The organism is Alkalihalophilus lindianensis (assembly GCF_032843265.1).
Classification (GTDB): Bacteria; Bacillota; Bacilli; order Bacillales; family Bacillaceae_D; genus Alkalihalophilus; species Alkalihalophilus lindianensis.
The window spans coordinates 1-233 of sequence record NZ_JAWJBA010001082.1; the positions used below are offsets into that span (position 1 = coordinate 1).

A 233-nucleotide genomic window follows, 5' to 3' on the forward strand; every position below is an offset into this window, starting at 1 on the left:
GCTGAAAGGAATGATTTGATGGCCATTCCGAACAAAAAACAGAAATATTCGTATGCTGATTATCTAACATGGGATGATGAAGAAAGACTTGAGCTAATCGATGGGGAAATCTTCAATATGTCGCCTGCCCCGTCACGCAGGCATCAACAGGTTCTAAGAGAGCTATCTACAGCCTTTTCCGTTTTTCTAAGAGGTAAGGATTGTGAAGTATTTTTTGCGCCTTTTGATGTTCG

At 41.2% G+C, this 233-nt stretch carries 1 protein-coding gene; it reads left to right on the plus strand.

Features of this window, described 5'->3' with window-relative positions; all coding sequences use genetic code 11:
* Positions 1-18: 18 nt before the first annotated feature.
* The coding region (locus RYX56_RS25440; protein ID WP_317124529.1) for a Uma2 family endonuclease at positions 19-233 on the plus strand (215 nt) is incomplete at its 3' end.